Here is a 15930-nt window from a genome sequence, read left to right as displayed (position 1 = left end):
CTAAGCCAAGGCCCTAAGGCCTCTGTGGGCCTTCTTTCCCGGGGCCCCCAGGCTGGCGCAAGCCAGCCTGGGGTGGTATAAGAGGGCTCAAATCCAGGCTTAGCTTACCCGCGATGAGTCTCCGTGGGCATTGGTGGAAGCTCAACTTCAGCCGCTCCCGCCGACACGCCATGAGCCCATAGGCCACCCACCCCAAGGCCAGCGCCGATGCCCCCACCCCTTTGCAAAGAGTTCAAAGGACGAGGCCAGGGGTCGGTTCAGGGCCCGGTAGAGGGTGTCGGAGGCCCATTTTATCGGGGGCCTCAGCGGATCTGGACGCGGTAGCACACCTCCCCGCTCTCCCCGGGACCCAGGGTCCCCACCCGCACCCGCACCAGGCTTGAGGCGATCTCCCCCGCATCGGCGTCGGCATCGGCGGTGAGGTAGAGGGTGCCCGCAGGGGTGGTGAAGCGGATGGCCTGGTCCCCGTAGTCCGCCACGGAGAGGAGGGGGTCGGCGAAGAAGGGAACGGGGTCGGTGAGGACGAACTGGCTCACGGGAAGGGTCCCCAGGTTGCGGTAGGCCACGCAGTACTCCAGCACGTCCCCTGGCCTTCCTTCCCCCAGGGTGCCAAAGGGGGTGCCCTGGGTCACGTTCCGCACGGCCTTGGTAAGGCGCACCTCTTGCCCGCTCACCTGGGTGGTGTCGGTGAGGCTCAGGGCCTCCAGGACCGGGCTTCCGCTCCAGGCCAGGCGGGCCCCCACCAGGGCCACGTCCAAGGCCCCCGCCGGAAGGCCCGGGGGCACCAGCACCCGCACCTCCACCCCGCAGGCCCTAAGGCTTCCGTCGGCCTCCCGGGGCCAGGTGGAGCCCACGGTAAAGCTTAAGGGAAGGGGGGCGAAGTCCTCCCCGGGACCGAAGGCGCCGTCGCAGTTCAGGTCCACCCGGGCCCAGTAGCCGAAGAGAGGGGCGTTCTCCAGGCGGAGCTCGGCCATCCCCAGGGTGCCGGGGCGGAAGAGGTGGGCGTAGACCAGGGTGCCCGGGGAGGCGGTCTGGCCCGACTGGGAGGGGTAGAAGCGGCTCTCCCGCACCACCCCGAAGTTCCGGACAAGGGCCTGCCCGGCGAGGGCCGAGGCGGGGCCGAGGCTCACCTGGGCCCCGGGGGAGGTTGGGCTCGTGGCCTCGGCGAAGTCATTGACCCGGGTGGCGGCCACACCGTCGTTGTAGCCCGTGGCGGGGCGCAAGGGGTGGGAGAGGGCCACGCTTCCCCAGCTAGAGGGCAAGTAGAGGCGGTAGGCCCCCAGGCCGTCCGTGAGGGCGGAGCGGGTGGAGGTGCCGTCGGTGGCGGTGACCAGGACCCCAGGGACCCCCCGCTCGGCGCCGTTTTGCAGGGCGTCGTTGGCGGCGCCGCCCCCCTCCCCGTCGTCGTAGAAGACCCGGCCCTGCACCAAGGCCCCGTGGAAGAGGCCGAAGTCCAGCCCCGCGAGGTCGGCGCTCCCCACCGAGACCGAGAGGGTCCCTGAGCCCGGGTTAACGAAGAGCCAGCCCGAAGGGGGGGTGGGGGCGGTGTCCCCCAGGTCGCTGTTGTCGTCCAGCACCAGGGTGTAGCTCCCCGGGGCCACCCCGGTGAAGGTGTAGGTCCCGGCCCCCGGGGCCACGGCCTGCACCGCCACCACGGCGCTTCCCTGGACCAACTTCACGTAAACCGCGACGCCGTCGGACCAGTCCTCGGAGGGGCCCCTGGCCCCGTCGGGCTCCCGGTCGTGGTAGACCCTGCCGGAGAGGCTGTAGCCGAAGAGCACCTGGCGGTTGGCGCTGAACTCCGAGGTGTTGCCGCTTGCGTCCATGGCGAGGGCGGTGACCGCATCCCCGGGGGCGAGGCTTCCCTTTGGGACCTGGAAGGAGAAGTTGCCCGAGGCGTCCGCCGTGCCCGCGCCCAGGTACTCCACGCCCTCCCCGTAGTTCTGGCCGCCAGAGGAGTCGCCCGTCCCGGCCTGGGCCTTGTAGACCTCCACCCTGACCCCAGGGCAAGCGGTGCCCTCCACCAGGAGGTTTGCCCCCACCACCTGGGCCCGGGCGATAACGGGAAAGTCCAGGCCCCGGTTGGGCCGGGTAGAGTCGTTGCAGTTGTCGTTGTTTGGGGTCACGCCGTCCCCGACGTACCAATCGGAGTCGTCCAGGTCTATGGCCAGGCCCTGGTTATTTCCGAAGTGGTTCTGGGTGATGCGGTTGGCCACGGGAGCGCCTCCCGTCACCGAGAGGTGAACCCCGGCCCCGCCTAGCCCGGCGTAGCCCAGGGTATCCTGGATGACGTTCTTGCGCAGGGTGTTGCCCTGGGCCCCGGCGTGGATACCCACCCCGGCGGTGCGGGCGCGGAGGATGGTGTTGTTCTCTATAAGCACGTTCTGGGTGCCGGAGTACCAGAGCTCAAGCCCCTTGCCCAGGTCGGTTCCGGCCCCACCCCCCGACACCTGGTGCACGTCCCGCACCAGGTTGCCCCGGAAAGTGGTGGTCGCGGTCCACGCCGTGGGAGAGGAGTTCCAAAAAGCCACGGTATCCCCGTCGGCGGCGTCCTCGGAAGTGGTGGTGGAGTTTGGGCCGTTGTAGGCGAACTCGTTTCCCTCTATGAGGCTTCCCTGGGCATATTGGCCGTAGACCAAGAGGCCATAGCCGTTGTACGCGAAGAAGCTCCCGCGCACCGTGGCCACCCCGTCCAGGCGCACGCCGTAGCGGCGGTTCTGCCTGGTGGGGCCGGGGTCGGTGCCGTCGGGGAGGGCGCCCACCACCAGCTGCTCCAGGAGGGCGGGCCCGGAAGCCCCCACGTCGGGCGCCACGTAAAGGGCCGCCTGGCCGCCCGTTTGATTTCCGCGCTGGCCGTAGATGGCCAGGTTGCGCACGACCTGGTTGGGGCCTTGGAGCCATAGGCCCATGGTGCCCGAGGTGTTGGGCTGGCCCGAGAGGTCCAGGGCGAGCTCGGGGCGGGGCACGGGGGGCAGGGGAAGTCCGTCCAAGCCCACGGTGCCCCCCGTTCCCAGGAAGCCAGGGTTGGTGTCCCTCGGGGCGTCCGGCGAGAGGGCATCGTAGGCGGTGCCGTCCACCACGGTGCCCTCATCGGTGAGGGAGGGGAGGGGGTCCGTGAGGGAAAGGGTCCACCAGCTCCCCCCTGAGTCCGAGGTGTCGGGGTTATAGGGGGAGGCGGGGACAAAGCGCATGGCGTTGGGCCCGGCGATGGCGTTGGCGTTTTGCAGGAACTGGCGCAAGGACCCTTGAACGGTGCGGTTTGCGTTTGGGTCGTCGTCCTCCGCCCCCCCTCCCCGGAGGTTGGTGACCACGTTGAAGCTGAAGGCGAAGTCCACCTCGGAGATGTCCGCGCCAAGGCCGGTATCCAGCCAGGCCCGGTGCTTGGCCCCGGCGTTGGCGGCGGGGGAGGTGTCCGTGGGGTGGAAGCCGTCCGAGGCCCCAGGGTCCGCCCCCCCGTAGCGGGGGCCAAGGGCTAGGGTGCTGGAGGCGGGGTCTGGCCCGTAGGTCTGCTCGGCCCAGACGTCTCCCTGGCCGAAGCCAGAGTTGAACCCGGCCCTCGGGGAGACGCTCCGGGAGTCCACGATGACGATCACCTTGAGAACGGTCAGGGTAAAGCTGTAGTGGCCGTCCGCGTCCGTGGTGGTCTCTCCGAGGAAGAGGTCCTCCGAGTCCAGGACCCCGTTGCCCTTCACGTCCTCGTAGGCCCGAACCTTCACCTCGGGCCGGGGGACGAAGTCCGCGGGGTTTGCGGCCCCCACGGTGTCCTCGTAGACGGTGCCCGAGAGGGTGAAGGCGAAGGCCAAGGGCCCAAGGAGGGCAAGAGAAAAGGCGAGAAGAGACTTCCTCATCGGCTTCCTCCGAAGACGTCCAGCCTCAGGTACACCCCTTCCGGGGCGAAGAGGCTCTCGCCGAACTGGTAGCCCAAGGAGAGCCAGAGGGGGCTGAGGCGCAGGGTGCCCTCCACGGAGAAGGCGAGGTGGCGGGCCCCGGTGGCGGGCTGGAAGGTGTAGGCCGCCCCGCCCCCTAGGCCGAAGGGGTCCAAGGGGAAGAGGGTGGCGTAGAGGCCCAGGGCGTAGGTGGCCCCGGCGGGGTCGGGGAAGGGGTAGCGGTAGCCCAGGGCGGGCCTAAGGGAGAAGAGGGGGGAGGGGGCGTAGGCCAGGGCGAGCTGGCCCTCCAGGACCCCATCCGCCGAGGCGTAGCGGTGGTAGGTGAGGAGGGAGAGGGTGGAGGCCCTCAAGGCGTAGGCCAGGCCGAAGCGGCCCTCGGCCCGGGGGAGGAGGCCCAAGGTGAAGTCCAGGGCCAGGGTGTTCTCCGGGTCCAGGCTCCCCGCGGCCCCGCCCCGGAGGAGGAGCTTGGGGGCGAGGGCGGCCTCCACGCCGAAGGTGGCCACCAGGCCCTCCCGGGCGTAGCGGAGCCCCACCCCGCCCCCGAGGTCGGCCCGGCCCTCCGAGAGGGCGTAGAGGGCGAAGAGACTAAAGTTGGCGGAGAGCTCCTGCGTGAGGGGGAAGGGGGCCTCGAGGCCGAAGCGGGCCCGGTTGCCCTCGCCGCTCGCCGTGGGGAGCTGGTAGGAGAGGGAGAGGTTGGCGCTCCCCAGGCGCTGGCGCAGGCCGAAGGCCCCCTGGAGCCCGGAGCCCCAGAGGTAGGCGAGGCTCCCCTCGGCGTCCAGGGCCTCGCCCAGGGGCCAGAGGAGGTCCAGCCGGGTCTCCTGGGCCCCGGAGAGGAGGTAGGCGTGGGAGAGGCCGAAGCGGGCCCGGCCCTCGGCGTAGAGGGCCCGCCCGAGGAGGTAGGGCCTGCCCTCGGCCCAGGCGAAGCCCGCCCCTAGGCCGAAGCGGAAGCCCTGGGCAATCTTCTGCTCGTAAACGAGGCCGGTGCGGGCGGGGGTGGTGTGCTCCAGGGCGAGGACGCCGGGCCCCAGGTCGTAGGCGGCGCGGAAGCTCCCCTGGACCCCGCCCTCCTCGGCCAGGAGGTCGCCCCGGGCCTCCCAGGGGCCCTCCTTGAGCCCGGCGGAGAGGCCGAAGCGCCACTTCCCGGCGTAGGTGGCCTCGAGGCGGGCCCGGTTCGCCCCCTCCTCGTAGCCCACCGCCGCCCCGAAGGCGTAGCCCGAAAGGGCCCTGGAGGCGGCGAGGGCGTAGCCCCCCAGGCTGAAGCGCCAGGGGCCCGCCTCCTGGGTGAGGGTGGCCCCGGCGGCGAGGAGGTCCCTCGGGGAGGCGAGGGGGGCGTACTCGGCGATGAGGCGCACGGGGGCGAAGTCCGGGGTGAGGGGAAAGAGGGGCCTCGCCAGGGCGATCTCCCCGGTGCGGAAGTCGTAGGTGTAGTCCACGCCGGGGGAGAGGACCTTGAGGCGGGCCCCCTCCTGGAGGGTGAGGCGGAGGGAGCCGGGGGCCGGGCTTTGGGCGAGGCGGTAGAAGGCGGTGCCGTCGGGGACGATCTCCTCCCGCACCTGGCCCCGGGGAAGGAGGCCGAGGAAGGCCTCGAGGCGGAGGTCCCCCCGGGTGGAAAGCCTTAGGGCCGTGGCCTCCCCAAGCCCCGGGGCGAGGCCCCCCCGCTCGTAGCTCAGGGTGAGGCCGGAGGCGGCGTAGCGGAAGGCCAGGGGGTCGTGGGAGGCGAGGGGGCGCTTGGCCTCCTCCCCGCTTCCGGTGATGGGGAAGAGGCCGGGGTCGGGGGTGCGGGAAAGCCCCCCGGTGGTGTCCACCGCCACCTGGAGGAGGCCCTCCCCCAGGGGAAGCTCCCCGTAGCCCCGGGCGAGGCCGAAGGCCTTGGGAGGCTCCCCGGGACGGTAGGCCACCCCCACGCTTCCCTGGGCGAGCCAGAAGGGCTCCTCCCTTCCCCCGGCGAAGAGGCGGAACTCCCGCTCCAGCTCGTTGAAGCGGGCCCGGACCCGGACCTCCCGCGGGGCGAGGAGGGGCCTCAGGAGAAGGGTTCCCACCCCGTCCTTGAGGAGCACCTGGTAGCCGGTCTCCTGGAGGCTCGCGTCGGGGGCGATGGGCTCGGGGTCGGCCTCGAGGGTGGCGAGGCCAAAGCCCGTGGGGAGGCCCAGGTCGTCCACCGCCTTCAGGCGGAACTCCAGGGGGGTGCGCCCATCGGCCACGAGGCGCACGGGCTCCAGGACCAGGGCCTTGGCGGGCCCCGGGCGGAACACCTCCACCTTGTCGTAAAAGCCCGGCCCCTCCACCTCCACCACGTTCCGCCCGGGGGCGAGGGGCACCCCGTAGTAGGCGAGGCGCTGGACCTTCCGCCCCTCGTCGTACTGGGCCTCCCCGAGGAGGCGGGAGGGCACCTCAAAGCCGTTCACCGCGACCCGGATGGGCCCGAGGGGGGCCTCCACCTTGAGGGAGACCGCTTCCCCTTGCACGATGGCCCCGTCCTGGGGCTCGAGGATGAGGCCCTTCCGGTCCTTGGGCAGGGGCTTGGCCCGCTCGTAGTCCTTGAGGCTCAGCTTTCCCTGGAGGGGAAGCTCCCGGTCCAGCCGGACCAGGGTGAGGCTTGGGGCCTGAAGGGGGGGAAGGGGGTCGCGGTGGAGCAGGGCCAGGGTGAGGGTGCCCTCGGGCCTAAAGGGGAGGCGGAAGACCAGGGCGTCCCCAAGAAGCCTGGGCTCCTCCACGGGCACCCCGTCCAGCCGGGCCGAGCCCGGGCGGTACTCCGCCCCTCGAGGGAGGGAAACACCCAGGAGAAGGAGGTCCCCCTGGCCTTCCACCCGGAAGGGCAGGCGCACCACGGAGAGGCGCTCCGGGGCGAGGAGGGGGAGGACCGCCACCTTGGCCTGCGACGGGAAGGCCGCCGGGGTCTCCCCGAGGAAGGCCACGAGCTGGTTCGCGGCCTCCCCCACGGCCTCCGCCCGGAAGGCCAGGGTGAAGCTCCGCTCTTCCCCGGGCCCCAAGTGCACCCGCTCCGACCAGGGCTCCATGGCGAGGCCTTGGCCGGGGATGTCCTTGAGCTCCACCTCCACGGCGTGGTCGGCGGGGTTTCTCACCCGAAGGCGGAAAACCCCCTCCGCCCCCTCCAGCACCCGGGCGGGCTCGGCCTCCTTCACGAGCTCCAGGGGCCTCCGGGCGAGGTCCACCTCGGCCCTCACCTCCTCCAGGGGCGTCCTAAGGCGGGCCACGCAGGCTCCCCGGGCCTCGGGGCCGAGGAGCACCCGGGCCCGGTAGACGTGGAGAGCCCTCTCCCCGGGCTTCAGGTAGCCCTCAAAGCGGGGCGGGGCGAGGGGGGCAAGCCAGTCGGGGCAGGCGTCCTCCAGGGTGTAGCGCATGGGGGCCTCGCCCCGGTTCTCCACCAGGAGGCGGAGCTCCACCTCCTCCCCGGGGAGGTAGACCCGGTGGGGAAGGTCCCGCTCCAGGTGGGCCTTGGGCCTCACCACCCGCAAGGAAGCCTCCGCCTCCTCGCCGGTGGAGAGCCCGGCCCGGTTCACCAGGACCCCTTGGGCCTCCAGGGGCACGGGGAAGGCGAGCTCGTAGCTTCGGCCCTCCTTGGGCCCGAGGAAGACCTCCCGCCTCTCCTCCTTGCCCAGGAAGCGGTCCAGGAGGAGGGCCCTCCCCTCCTCGTCCCCCTCGTTCACCACCGTGACCCGGAAGCGGGCCACCCCCCCGGGCTCCACCTCGGGGGTGAGGGCCTCCTTCTTCAGGGCGAAGGTGGCGGGCCGGACGGCCACGGCGCTCCCCTCGGCGGTGAGGCCGTAAGGAGCGAGGCGGGCGAGGAGGGGGTAGCGGCCCTCCTTGAGGGCCCGGAAGCGCACCTTCAGGGCCAAGGGACGGCCCGCGGTGAGGGGGCCCGTGGCCCGGGTGGCGGTCTGGGCCTCGAGGCCCTCGGGAAGCTCCAGGAGAAGCTCCCCGGAGAGGAGGCCCCGGTATGGGGTGCTCCCCTCCAGGGCCACTTCGGCCTCCTCCCCCACCCGCAGGTAGACCTCCTTGGGGCTTAGGGCGAGGTCCACCTGGGGGTAGAGGCGGACCTCCACCTCCTTGGCCTCCCCCGGCCCCACCTCCACCTCTTTGGGCGCCTCCACCCTGGCCCCCTCGGCCGTGACCCGCAAGGGGTAGCGCCCCGGGGGGAGGCGGAAGACCTTTTCCCCTTCCACCCGCTCGGGCTCACCCCCTAGGCCCACCTGGGCTACCCCCGGAGCCTCCCCCGTGGGGAGGACCAGGCGGAGCCTCACCCGCACCTCCCCTTCCTTAGCGGCGGGAGGAGACGGGAGGCGCACCACGAAGACCGCCTCGCCCCCGGGGCAGCCCACCTCGGCCCCGCCCTCCCGGGGCACCACGGCCCCCCGCCCCTCCACCCGGAGGAGGTTCGCCCCTGGGGGAAGGAGGGGGCGGAAGAAGTGGCCCTGGGCCTCCACGGAAAGGTTCAGGGGGTTCCCCGCCTCGTCCACCACCCGGGCCCTGGCCTCCCCGGGGGGCACGGCGCGGAGGAAGCCGTTTTCCCAGGAGGCGCAGGCCTCCAGCCTGTAGGCCACGGTGTTGGAGTACTGCTTGGCCGTGGGCGGCTGGGTGAAGCCGAAGAAGGCCAGGCCCGGCTTCTTCTCGTAGCGCACCCACTCCCGGTCCCCCGAAACCTGCCTTTCCTCCACCGACCCGCTTTCATAGCGCACCCTCGCCCTAAGCTCCTCCGGGCCGTCCTCGTCGTAGAAGTAGACGTCCAGGGGTTCTTCGGAGTAGACCGCCAGGGGTTCTGCCCAGACCCGCCCCCGCTGGTCCGGAAGGAGCCTGATGGTGGTGCTGGAGGCCGTGGACACGTCCACCACCACCGCCTTAGGGTCCAGGACCACCTGGTAGCGGGAGGCGGTGATCCTGAGGACGAAGGCGTTCTTGGCCAGGCCGGAAAGGCGGCTTTCAAAGAGGTAGGCTCCCGGGGAAAGCTCCCCCGAGAAGAAGGCCACCCAGCGGTGGGGCTCCACCCCGAAGGCCATCTCCTGGAGGAGCGAGCCCCCTTGGAGGAGGCGGAAGGTGGCCCGCACCTCTCCCCGGCCCCCGTCGTAGCGCTCGTCCCCGAGCTCCTCCTTACCCCTAAGGGCCGAGCGGTAGTCCTCGGGGTCCAGGCCGGGGGAGTAGAGGGCGAGCTCCACGCGCTCCTTTTCGGGCAGAACCAGCCAGAGGGCAAACCCCGGGCTCTCCCAGCCCAGGGCGTCCCCCACCGCGGTGGCCTTGAAGTCCCGCACCGTGCCCTGGGCCAGGGCCAAGGCGAGGAAGGTAAGAAGGAACCAAAAGGGCCTCATGGGTACCTCCAGCGCACCTGCGGGTCGGACATGAAGGGCTCCTCCAGGGCGTACTCCAGCACCTCCTCCCCCTCAAACCGGGGGAAGGCGAAGACCTTCTCCTCTCCTCCAGGCAGGGGGTCCCGCACGGTGAGCTCGGTAAGGGGCTCGGCGGAGCGGAGAACCAGGACCACGCGGTAGCCCTTCTCCAAGGGGAAGAGGCGCTTCTCCACGGTAAGGGGGCCAAAGCGCAAGGTGGTCTCCCGGTAGGCCTCGGCTAAGCCCCTTGGGGCTTCCAGGGGGAAGTCGGAGACCGTGAGGCCCTGGACCCGCACCCCGTGGCGGTACCCCTCCCCCAGGGCCTCAGGGTGGGGCCGGGGCGGGAAGGGGGCGGAGGCCGGGTCCAGCATCACCTGCCAGACCCCGGGGTCCAGGCCGCGGAAGGCGTAGCGCCCCTCCCGGTCGGTGAGGGTCTGCCAGCCGTTGGCCAGGACCAGCCGGGCGCCGGGGAGGGGGATGTCCTCGCCCGGGTCGTAGCGCCCGTTCCGGTTCACGTCCAGGTACACCCGGCCAAGGAGCACCCCGCCCTCCAGGTCCGAGGGGCCGAGGCGCATCCGGGCTAGGGCCCGGGCCTGGACCTTGGCGGTGGCCCCGCCCTGGGCCCCAAGCCCCTGGGCCTGGGCCACGTTCTCCAGGACCCCCCCTCCGCCCAGAAGGACCCGCATGCGGTACTCCAGGCAGAGGCTCGCCTTGGGGCCCAAGGGGAAGGTCCAGCGCAGGGTGCCCCCCTCCAGGACGGGCTCCATGGGGGAGAGGGCGCCGCCGCAGGGCCCCCCGCGGGCGCTTCCTTCCAGGTAGCGAAGCCTCGGGTCGGGGGTGTCGGTGAGGCGCACCTCCAGGGGCACCGAGGCCGGGTTCGTCACCTTGAGGGTGTAGGTGAGCACCCCGCCCACCGCTACCTCTCCCGGGGAAACCCGCTTCTCCAGGGCCAGGTTCAAGGAGAGAAGGGGGTGGGCCACCTCGTTGGAGACCAGGGGCTCGGGGGTCTCTTGGGAGAACAGGGTGAAGCGGTTCTGGAGGAGGGCCTCCTCGGGGGCGTCGGGCTTGACCCGGACCCGCACGGTGAAGCGGGCGGTGCCCGTGGGCAAGCTGTCCAGGGCGAAGAGGACCCGGTGGCGGCCCGGGTCGTAGGTGCCCCCGGGGGCCTCGAGGAACTCCACCCAGGGGGGGAGGGCGTCCTCTATGCGCACCCCCGAGAGGGGGCCGAAGGCGTTCTCCACCACCAGGGTGTAGACCACCTCGTCCCCCGCTCTCAGGGTGGTGCCGGGGGCGGGGCTTGCCTCCTTGCGGAGGGTAAGGGCCCCTCGAGGCCCCACCTCCAGGAGGTCCCGGGTGCGGTTCTCCTGCCCGGTGGCCAGGGAGCGGGCGGTGAGGGTGAACGCGTGGGTCCCGGGGGGAGCGAGGAGGCAGAGCTGGAAGTCCAGCCGCTCCCCCGGGCCCAGGGCCAGGGGGTCCGGGAGAGGGGTCCCGAGGAGGGTTTCCAGGCGGTAGGAGGCCGGGGTGGGCTCCAGAAGGAGGCGGTAGGTGTCCATCCCGGTACCCTCGTTCAGGAGGGTGTGGCGGAAGCAGTAGAGCTCCCCTTCCAGGGCCCCGCCTCTTTGGAGGTCCTCCCCGCTCATCTCCCCCCCGGGGAGGGCTTTGGGGTTGCCGTAGGGGCCGAGGTGGTGGAGGTAGAGGGGAAGGACCTCGAGGGCCGCCTCCGCCTCCGCTGGCCCCCCGGGGCCCTCGGCCCGGGCCCGGTTCGCCCTCGCCCCCGGGGCCGCCCCGGGGCGGGCCTCCACCTGGAAGGCGAGGAGCGCCTCCTCCCCGGGAAGAAGCCTGGGCAGGACGAGGCGGAGGCCGAGCACCGTCCCGGGCTCGGCGGTGTGCCAGGTGGCGCCGTCGTAGAACTCCACCTGGCCCTTGGGGGCATGGGCGCTTCCCGGAACGTAGGCGAGGCCCTCGAGGCCCCCAAGAAGGTCGGTGAGGTAGAGGGGGCCTGCCGCCTCCCCGCCCCCCAGGTTGCGCAGGACCAGGGTGAAGGTGGCCCGCTCCCCGGGAAGAATCCTCCCCGGGCTTGCCGCCTTGCTGAGGTAGAGGGCGGGTTCAGGAGGCCCCCCGGCCCGCACCCGGGCGTAGTTGGCGTCGTCCCGCTCCCCGCTTGGGCAAAGGGCCACCGGGGTGATGAGGAGGTCCCCGGAGGCGGTAGGGGGGAGGCTTAGGGCCAGGATCAAGGCCCGCTCCTCCCCCGCCCCCAAGGCCACCTCCCCTACCTCGGGCTCCCCGGGGTCTAAAGAGGCGTTCCCGTTCAGGTCCAGGTAAAAGCGCACCCACCCCGGGGTCCAGGGGGGGGTGCCGTGGAGGGCGTAGGAGAGGGCGAAGGTGAAGGGGGCGTTTCCCCCGTTTTTCAGGCGGTAGGGCAGGTAGGCGTACCCCCCGGGCGGGGCGCTCAGGGAAAGGCCCGGGGTGGTGGGGGTGCCGTCCGGAAAGAGGAGGGGGCGGCACACCGCCTGGACCACGGTCTCCACGGGGTTGGAGAGGTAGCGCTCCCCGGCGACCAGGGCCACGGCCTGGTTGCGGATCACCGTCCCCGCGGGGGTGAGGGCGAAGGCCAAGGAGAGGAGGAAGGGAAGAAGGGCAAGGAGGCCCCTCGCTTTCTTTTCCTTTCTCGGCTCGTTCCTGCTCATCCCTCCTCACCCTCCTTCGCCCTTGTGAAAAGCCCGCGAAAGCTTCCTCTGAAAGTTGCCTCTCGTTTTTTCGGTTTCCCCCCTCAGGGGGCCCCGCCCCGGGAAGCCCCGGGGCGGGGGGTTGGGCCTACTGCACCTGGACCCTAAGGGTGATGGTGATCTTGGCGGCGGGAGGCATCAAGTCGGCGTCGGTGATGTCGCCGTCGTTGTTGGTGTCCACCGCCACGTAGACCACGCCGCCCGTGGGCACCGAGGTGGGAGGCGTGCTGGACCAAGTGGCGCCGTCCGTGGAGTAGAGCACGCGCACGGTGCCCGTGAAGCCGCTCGCGGCGGCGCTCACGCTCAGGAAGTTGGTGTAGGCGGGCACGGGGTCGGCCACGACCACCTTCTTCAGGTTCCCGGTGCCGATGTTCTCGGCCACGATGGTGTACACGATGACGTCCCCGGGGTAGGCCTGGCTCCCATCGCTAGAGCGCACGGTGGTGGAGGTCCCCACGTAGCTCACGGCGCTCTTCTGGAGCCTGAGCTCCCCGCCCACCACGGTGGTGGTCTCGGTGGCGGTGTCGCTCGCCTTGCCGCTCGCGCTGCCGGAGCCCACGGTGCAGCTTGCGGTCACGGTGTTCACGTCCACCACGCCCACCGCCTGGCCCGCGGGCACCAGGACGCGCACATAGATGGTCTTGGTACCGCCGTTCGGGTCCACGTCAACGCCGCCCAGGGCGCCGTACCAGTTGGTCCCATCGGTGGAGTACTGGTAGGTCCAGCCGTGGGTGCCGCCGCTACCGGAAACGTTGCAGCTGGCAGAGGTGTTGGAGTTGTTGATGAGGGTGTGGGTGTAGGTGAGGGTGCCCGGGCTCGTGGTGGTGCCGGAGCGGTCGGGGTCCAGGAGCACCTGGGCCAGGGTGTTGACGTCTATCTGGGCGTAGACGTAGTCAATGGGTTCGCTGGCGGACTGGGTGCTCTGGGCCACGAAGTTGAAGCCCACGCTCACGGGAGAGGCGTTGGGCTTGAGGGTCACCACGGCCAGGTACTTGAAGGTGCCGCCGGCGGGGACCATGCCGGTGTTGGTGATGGGAGCCCCGTCGGGGATACCGTCGTCGTTGGCGTCGGCGTAGAAGAGCACGTTGTCCACTTGGCCGAAGTTAGACACCCCCTGAACGGAAAGCTGGTAGTTGTCCGCCAAGCCGTTGGGGTTGAGGTTGTCCACCCGAAGCCGGTAGACCACGGAGGCCCCGGGGTTGGCGGTGGTGGTGGGAATAGCGGGACGAGAAGTGGCGGGGTCGTCAGAGGTGTTGGCGGAGCCAGATGCCTTGCTGTGCGTGTAGGTGCCGGAGCCGTCAAGGCCACCGTAGATGTCCAGGCGGAAGCCGTCATTCACCTGGCTCACGGTGTCCGTGGTGGTGTCGCTCTTGGAGGTGTCCCCCACGCTGGTGGCGGTGACGGTGAGGCTCACGGCCGTGGTGCTCGTGTAGGTGCTGGGGATGGCGCACTTCAGGGCGAAGTTGTAGGTGCCGCCCACCGCCACCGGGCCCACGGGGCCGGAGATGGGGGTGGTGAGGTCGTCGGCCACCAGCTGGCAGGCCCAGCCAGAGGGCGCCCCGGTGTAGGAGAGGGTGAAGCTATCCCCCGTGTTCCCCGTGTTCTTGAGGGTGTGGCGGAAGGTGACCGTGGTGCCCGAGTAGGCGGTGGCGATGGTCTGGGTGTCGCCCGAGCGGGTCACGGTGTAGCCGCCCGCGGAGTAGGAGCCGGTTGCCCCGCCCTCGGGGTGGCCGTAGGGGCCCACGGCCACGTTGTAGCTCGCGCCCACGGTGTTGGTGGTGGAGTTGGTGGTGAGGGTTTCGCCGGGATCGTCGGCGTCGCCGTCGCCGTTGGCGTCAAACCGCACCGTGGCGCTGTTGCTGTAGGTGGCTCCGGCGGAGGCGCTTGTGGGCACCTGGGCCTGGAAGCTGAAGGTGTACTGGGCGCCCACGGGGAAGAAGGCCCCCGTGCCCTCAATGAGCATGCCGATCTTGATGGTGCCGTCTCCGGTGAGGGGAAGGGCAGAGGAAGTGAGGGTCCGCCAGCCGGACCCGTCGTCATCGTAGATGATGCGGACCGTGCCGGCCCCGGCGGTGCCGGTGGGCATGGCGCTCACCGTGAGGCCCGTGGGCAGGACGTCGGCGATGAGGATGCCCGTTTTAGAGGTCCCGTCCACGGTCACGGAGATGCCGTAGACGGCGTCACCGCCCACGTTCTGCCCGGAGATGGTGTAGGTGATGGTGTCGCCTGGGGCCACGGCGCCCGAGGGGCTTGCGGCTTTGCTCGCGGTGAGGGCGCCGGCGGTGGTGGCCACGGCCCGGGCCCAGTTGTCCGTGTCGGTGGACCCCCCCGCGGAGGTGCCCCGGAGGTTCAGGTTGCCGTACTCCCCGTTCTTGGCGATGTAAGGCACCGTGGCCACCACAAGAAGGCAGGCCTGCTGGCCCATGCCGAGGGTAACCGATGTGATGGGGGTGGTCTCCCCGGCATCCAGGACGCCGTTGCAGTTGGCGTCCTGGTAGATGGTGGGGCTTGAAAGGTCAAAGTTATCGGCGGTGCCCTGCTCGGTGCTTAGGTTGATGGTATCCGTGCCGTTCCCGTTGTTCTGCACCAGGTAGGTAAAGACCACCTGGCCCCCCGGGAGGGCGTTCTTGGTCTGGCCGGGGTTTGCCTCGTCTGGACCGTTGGGCGTGATGCTGAAGGCGTAGACCTGCTTGACCAGGGTGGTCACCAGGTTGGACGTGGTGGTCCTGGGCTGGCCCGCGGAGTCAATGTAGCTTGCGGAAGCCTGGTTCTGGATGGCCGTGCCCGCCGGGGTCATGGCGTAGGCCAGCCCCAGGAGCAACGCCCAAAGGAACAGCCATACGGCCTTCTTCTTCATCTCTCAACCTCCTTACCTCACAACCGTCCTAAGACTGACCGAAACCTTGGCCCCCTTGGAAAGAAGGGGGACGACCCAGCGGACGTGGGTGTACTCTTCCGGCTTTACCTCCACCTCCTTCTCCACCTCCTTTCCGCCTTCCACCACCCGGACCCGCTTCTTGAGGGGGGGCAGGCCGAAGGTCTTCCCCCCGTCAAAGCTGAACTCGGGCCTGAGGGTAGCACCCCCCACCTGGAGGGGCTTGGCGCTCCCCTCCAGGTAGTAGGTCTCCTTGGGAATGGGGATGACCAGGGCCACCTGGCGGAGGTCGCCCTGCGAGCGGTTCTCCGCCAGGAGGCGCCACTCCAGGACGTCCCCGGGCTTCACCGCCGGGGGGTTTTCCTCGTAGACCTCTTTGCCCTCTACCACCTTGACCAGGTAGGGCCGGAGGTCCAGGCCCAGGGCCTGGGCCAGGGCCACGGCCAGGGCGAGAAGGGCAAAACCCAAGAGCGCTCTTCGCATATCTCCCTCCTATAACTAAAGGATACAGGAACCTGTGAAAGAGCTGTGAAAACCTGAGCCCGGCGGGGCCTCGAGGAGGCGGACCTGGTCCTGGACGGTCTGGGGAGGGGCGGTTTACCCTCCTGACCACCGCGACCTTATGCTTGCTCTAAAATGCCCCCATGGCCTGGGTAGGCGCTTCCTCGCCGTGGGGGTTTGAGATTCGGGGAGAGGGGCTCGTCTGCTCCGTGGACGCCCGCGGGGTGCGGGTGACGAGGGGGCGGCGCGGGGCGGAGTCCCTCGCCCTCGTCGCCCTTCTCCTCGCCCCCGCCCTCGTCCTCCTCGCCCTGGGGAAGGAGAGGGCCCCTTACCTCGCCCTCCCCGCCCTCCTCCTCCTCGCCCCCCTCGCCCTCCGCTTCGGGGCCATGAGGCGCTGGCACGGGGCGGAGCACAAGGTGGTGGAGGCCCTCCTCCTCGTGGAGGAGGGGGTGGAGCCGGAGGAGGCCTGGAGGCGGGCCAAGGCCCTCTCCCCCGCCTGCGGGACGGTGGCGGTGGGGATCTCCCTTCCCATCGCCCTCGCCCTCTTGGCGATCTATCCCCCCCTCGCGCCCCTCGCCGTCCCCCTGGGGCTCTTCCTGCAC

General features: G+C 70.8%; 6 protein-coding genes and 1 pseudogene. 1 reads left to right on the top strand and 6 read right to left on the bottom strand.

Going from position 1 to position 15930, the window contains the following annotated elements; translation table 11 throughout:
- Positions 1 to 13: 13 nt before the first annotated feature.
- The 6 genes and pseudogenes from ABJK26_RS09760 to ABJK26_RS09735 all read right to left on the bottom strand — a co-directional run.
- Positions 14 to 196, bottom strand: a pseudogene (locus tag ABJK26_RS09760) (hypothetical protein); the annotation flags it as partial.
- 106 nt (positions 197 to 302) lie between these two features.
- On the bottom strand, positions 303 to 3848 hold the full coding sequence (locus ABJK26_RS09755) for a right-handed parallel beta-helix repeat-containing protein (RefSeq protein WP_347242086.1): 3546 nt from the start codon (positions 3846 to 3848) through the stop codon (positions 303 to 305).
- Entirely contained in the window at positions 3845 to 9208 is a 5364-nt protein-coding gene (locus tag ABJK26_RS09750; RefSeq protein ID WP_347242085.1) for a hypothetical protein, read from the bottom strand. The genes ABJK26_RS09755 and ABJK26_RS09750 overlap by 4 nt, the downstream gene beginning before the upstream one ends.
- Positions 9205 to 11913, bottom strand: coding sequence for a hypothetical protein (locus ABJK26_RS09745; RefSeq protein ID WP_347242084.1), 2709 nt, complete (start codon positions 11911 to 11913; stop codon positions 9205 to 9207). Before ABJK26_RS09745 ends, ABJK26_RS09750 begins: the two co-directional genes overlap by 4 nt.
- Positions 11914 to 12040: 127 nt before the next feature.
- Entirely contained in the window at positions 12041 to 14809 is a 2769-nt protein-coding gene (locus tag ABJK26_RS09740; protein WP_347242083.1) for a hypothetical protein, read from the bottom strand.
- Positions 14810 to 14821: 12 nt separating this feature from the next.
- The gene (locus tag ABJK26_RS09735) at positions 14822 to 15310 is read right to left on the bottom strand and encodes a hypothetical protein (RefSeq protein ID WP_347242082.1); all 489 of its coding nucleotides are present in this window, start codon (positions 15308 to 15310) and stop codon (positions 14822 to 14824) included.
- Positions 15311 to 15471: 161 nt separating this feature from the next.
- Between ABJK26_RS09735 and ABJK26_RS09730 the strand changes: the two genes are divergently transcribed.
- A partial coding sequence (locus ABJK26_RS09730) for a hypothetical protein (RefSeq protein ID WP_347242081.1) occupies positions 15472 to 15930 on the top strand: 459 nt, incomplete at its 3' end.

The organism is Thermus sp., from assembly GCF_039793865.1.
Lineage (GTDB): Bacteria > Deinococcota > Deinococci > Deinococcales > Thermaceae > Thermus.
The sequence above is the reverse complement of the archived record's forward strand: the minus strand, read 5'-3'. Positions and strand labels throughout refer to the sequence as shown.